3 protein-coding genes are annotated in these 4,215 nt (G+C 64.3%); 1 reads left to right on the top strand and 2 read right to left on the bottom strand.

Features of this window, described 5'->3' with window-relative positions; all coding sequences use genetic code 11:
* Positions 1 to 525: 525 nt before the first annotated feature.
* Both ABZ297_RS46340 and ABZ297_RS46335 read right to left on the bottom strand, forming a co-directional pair.
* Positions 526 to 1,437, bottom strand: coding sequence for an IS3 family transposase (locus tag ABZ297_RS46340; protein WP_355360867.1), 912 nt, complete (start codon positions 1,435 to 1,437; stop codon positions 526 to 528).
* Positions 1,434 to 1,805 (bottom strand): transposase, encoded by a 372-nt coding sequence (locus ABZ297_RS46335; protein WP_355360864.1) that lies wholly within the window; start codon positions 1,803 to 1,805, stop codon positions 1,434 to 1,436. The genes ABZ297_RS46340 and ABZ297_RS46335 overlap by 4 nt, the downstream gene beginning before the upstream one ends.
* 235 nt (positions 1,806 to 2,040) lie before the next feature.
* Between ABZ297_RS46335 and ABZ297_RS46330 the strand changes: the two genes are divergently transcribed.
* Positions 2,041 to 3,972: a WD40 repeat domain-containing serine/threonine protein kinase gene (locus tag ABZ297_RS46330; RefSeq protein WP_355360861.1), complete on the top strand. Its 1,932-nt coding sequence runs from the start codon at positions 2,041 to 2,043 to the stop codon at positions 3,970 to 3,972.
* The last annotated feature ends 243 nt before the right edge of the window (positions 3,973 to 4,215 follow it).

The following is a 4,215-nucleotide window of genomic DNA, read 5'->3' as shown; positions in this document are numbered from 1 at the left end:
TGGGCGCTGCTCTCTTTTGCGGGCTTCGTCCTTGGGTTTTTTTTTATTTCTGCTGCGCCCGGGGGGGGGCGCGCCCCCCCCCCACCCCCGGCCCTCCGCCCGCCTGCCGTCCGGGCGTGCGGCCTGGGGGCCGGTCCCGGACGGCAGCGGGACACCGGGCCGGGGCACCGCACACCTGCCGCGCCGTGCTGACCGAACGCTCCGGCATAGATTGCCGCGCCGCCGCACAGCTACAGCCCTTACGATCGCCACGGTGTGGCCAGTCGCCATACGTGCTTGGGGGCGATCGACGATCCGTGCTTCGTCCCTCAGCACGGCTCACCGGACGAACGTGGTTGCGGTCTGTGTTCGGGCAGAGGCAAGCCCTGCGTCAGCAGATCAGAGGGCGGCTCGTTGCAGACTGGATAGGGACCCGCACGCTCTTGATCGTCAACCTCGCATATGTCCGGCGTTTCCAGCTGGCAACGGTGAAGAGTCCGTGTTCGGGCGTCACCTTGTCAATCCCCTCAAACCGTGGAGACGGTCCTATGCCACAGCGGCCCTCAGCAGGGCCATTGACGTTTGCCTCTTCTCGATCATCAGACGCTCGAATGTGACAGGCGGCAGCCCGTCGTTGGCACTGTGCCTGCGCTTGACGTTGTAGAAGTCCGCGATCCAGGTCGCGATCTTCAGCCGAGCCTCCGCCCGGGTACGGAAGTGGTGCCGGTGCACGAACTCGACCTTCAGGGTGCTGTTGAGCGACTCGGCCGCTCCGTTGTCGAGCGCGCACCCGACCCGGCACATCGACTGCACCACCCCGTGCTTGCGGCATTCGGCCTGGTAGCGGGAAGCGGTATATTCCGAGCCGCGATCCGAATGGAAGATCACCCCGTCCACATCGCCCCCGCGCGTGACCACAGCCATCTGCAGCGACGCGACCGTCAGTGCCGCGTCATGGTGCTCGGACATGGCGTAGCCGAGCAGCCGACGGGAGAACAAATCCTCCACCGACGCCAAGTACAGCGGGCCCTCATCGGTGGTGATCATCGTGACGTCGCCGACCCACAGCACGTCCGCAGCGACCGCGGTGAACTTCCGCCGTACCAGGTCCGGCGCGGCCGGCCGCTTGCCCTGCCGGGTTAGCGAGCGCGGCTTCTTCGGCCTGCGCCCGGCCAAGCCGAGTTCGGCCATCCGCTTGGCCACGGTGTTCTCCGACAGCTTCCAGCCCTCGGCCCTCAGGTCCTGGGCGATGCGCGGCGACCCGTAGGTGCCACCGGAGGCGGCAAAATGCCGTTTGATCTCCGCATCCAACTGGACGCGCCGCTCTTCCCGAGCTGTTGGCCTGCGGTTCTTCCATTTGTAGAACCACGAGGAGGACACTCCCAGCGCACGGAAGCAGATCTTGTGGGGGACACCAAACTCGGTCCTTTGGGACTCGATGAACTCCACCACGGTCATCGGTTCAGCGAGTCCTTGACCCATAGGACCACGGATCGTTTGAGGACATCACGCTCGTCCTCCAGCTCGGCACGCTCCTTCTCCCAGGCAGCCTTGTCCTCGGCGTGCTGCTTGACCAGCTCGGCCTTCTCCCGCCGCAGCCGCGCCAGCTCCTCCTGCTCGGACTCCTTCAGCTTGCCGCCTCCGTTGCGGTCGCGCCCGACCTGCCCTGTTGCGTGCCGGTCCATCTGCACCCAGTTGTGCAGCGTGTACTCGTTAATACCAAGATCCCGCGCGATGTGCGCGACGGGTTTGCCGGTCTCCTTGACGATACGCACCGCCCCGGCCCGGAACTCCGGATCAAAACGACGTCTCGTGGTTCCTGCCACGACCAAACCTCTCTTGGTTCGGTCTCCACGTTACGAGGGGAAGCCCACCTCGCCTGCGACCGCGTGGAGGATGCTGCTCATCGTTCTGCCTTTCTCGATGAATGCCCGTTGTCTCGTGCGCTGGGCGTCGGGTTATGAGCACTGGCTGACGCAGCGCCGGAATACCCGGTGATGGTTTTCGTCTTGGGCTCAGACTTGATCGACTTGCCCGGCACCGCCCGGTATGGTGCGGGTCGTGAATACCGGCATCGGTGATCGATACCGCTTGGTTCGCGAGATCGGGCGCGGCGGCATGGGCGTCGTCTGGCAGGCGCACGATACCGTGCTGGATCGGGTGGTTGCGATCAAGCAGGTGCTCCTGAGTGAGGCCGCGTCGCCTGCGATCCGCCAGGACATGGCGGACCGGATGACGATAGAGGCTCGCGCCGCCGCCAAGATCCGCCATTCCCGTGTGGTATCGATCTACGACGTGGTCATGGCAGATGGCACACCATGGATCGTCATGGAGTACGTGCCTTCCAAGACCCTGCACGACGTCCTGCAGGAGATGCGCGCGCAGGGCCGCACCATGGATGACCAACAGGCGGCGCGCATCGGATTGGACGTGTTGTCGGGACTCTCGGCGGCGCATCGGGCCGGGATCATCCATCGGGACATCAAGACGGCCAACATCCTCATCTCCGATGATGACGGCCGCGCCGTACTCACTGACTTCGGAATCGCCCAGATCGTCGGCAACTCCACGATGACGGCAACCGGGATGTTGATCGGTTCCATGGACTACATGGCCCCCGAGCGCGTCAACGGTCACAAGGCCGAGGCAGCGAGTGACTTGTGGGCCCTGGGCTTGATCCTCTACAGCGCGGTCGAGGGCAGGCCGGCGTTCACCGGTGACACCGTGGGCGAGTTGTTTGCAGCCATCCTGAACCGCGAGCCCCCGCCGATAGTCAGGGCGGGACGGCTCGGCCGTGTGATTGAGGGGCTGCTGGTCAAGGATCCGACCAGGCGGATGACCGCGCAGGCGGCGGAGGCTGCCCTGTCAGCGGTGACGGGAACACCTCCGCCGACGGGGATCGGCCCCCACCCGACCTCCACCGCAGCCCTGCCGGACAACAAGGTGCGCCTGCCGCGCGGGAGGCCTCCCCGGACTCGCCGGATACCCGTCTGGGGAAAGATCGTTTCTGTGGGCCTGGCCTTAGTCCTGGCTGCAGGTTTGGTGGTTTGGTTTCGAATCCCGCCCGATCCCGTCCAAACCAGCTTCCCCCGGATCGCCTGGCTTTCTACTGCAGAGGAAGGCGCTGGTCTGGCCGTGAGTCCCTTCCAAGGAATGCTCGCCGTGGGCACCAGGTCCGGCGTCGTGTTCTGGGACCTCAAAGACAAGAAGCGCATCGGCGAGACTTCCATGGTGGATGGCAACGACGCTTTGGTCAGCAACCTGGTCTACGACCGCAACAGCGGGATCCTGGCGGTCGCGACTCATAACCAGCTTCAGATCTGGAGCGCCAACGAGCGGAGGCTGATCGAGCCGCCGCTGGTCAAGGATGAGTCCCTGCTGTCGGTGGCATTCAGTCCGCGAGGTAGCGTCATCGCAGCTATAAAGCGTTCTGTGAGCGGCGAACGTTGGCACATGCAGCGTTGGGACGCGCTTAAACACCAATCGCTCGGCGAGCCGATCGACGCCCAGTACGAGCACTCCTCCATCGCCCTGCTCGGCCGGGGGGAACTCCTGATCGCCGGTGAGAATCTCACCGTCTATGACACGAAGACAGGCCGCGAGCACACTCGTCAGTTCCGGCAGATTATGCGCGATTTTGGCGAGCAGCCTACGGTCAGCCCTGACGGGAAGACCATAGCCGTGATCCTCAAGATGTATGGGAGATCCGAGATCTTCTTGTTCTCCACCGAGACCTACAAGGACATCGGCCGATCCGGGGTGCTGGACGAAGAGGTGGAGTCGCTCGCCTTCAGCCGGGACGGCAGCATGCTCGCCAGTGGCGGCGACACGGTGCGACTCTGGGACACTCGCAGCGTCGAGCAACTCGGCCCGCCTCTAACCCGCACAGAGAAGAAAGGTAAAGGACGGGCCGCGTTCTCCTCCGACGGCAAGACCCTCGCCACCCTTACCCGCACAGGTGTCGAGCTGTGGGACATCAGCAGTCTGGGTTAGCCTCAGCCTTCACCCGCTTGAAGCGGGCGAAGGAGGCATACGAAGACGCACACGGTATCGACAGCCAAGGACGCAGACGTCATGATCCGGATATGCCGGGAACGATCATCCCCGCGAGATGCCCGCCCGGTAGCGCCTGCGCACATCATGAGGCGCCCAACAGATTTCGGACAGTCGGCTACATAAGCTGACAGAAGTCTGGAAGAGGTAGGTACGTGACGAGGCGTCGTAGGCAGTTCTCGC

Origin of the sequence: Nonomuraea sp. NPDC005983 (assembly GCF_040614375.1) — a bacterium.
Lineage (GTDB): Bacteria > Actinomycetota > Actinomycetes > Streptosporangiales > Streptosporangiaceae > Nonomuraea.
This window is presented reverse-complemented; position numbering and strand designations above follow the sequence as displayed.

Coding starts and splice junctions, on each gene's coding strand:
- ABZ297_RS46340 (WP_355360867.1), bottom strand. CDS start 1,437: ATGACCGTGGTGGAGTTCATCGAGTCCCAAAGGACCGAGTTTGGTGTC.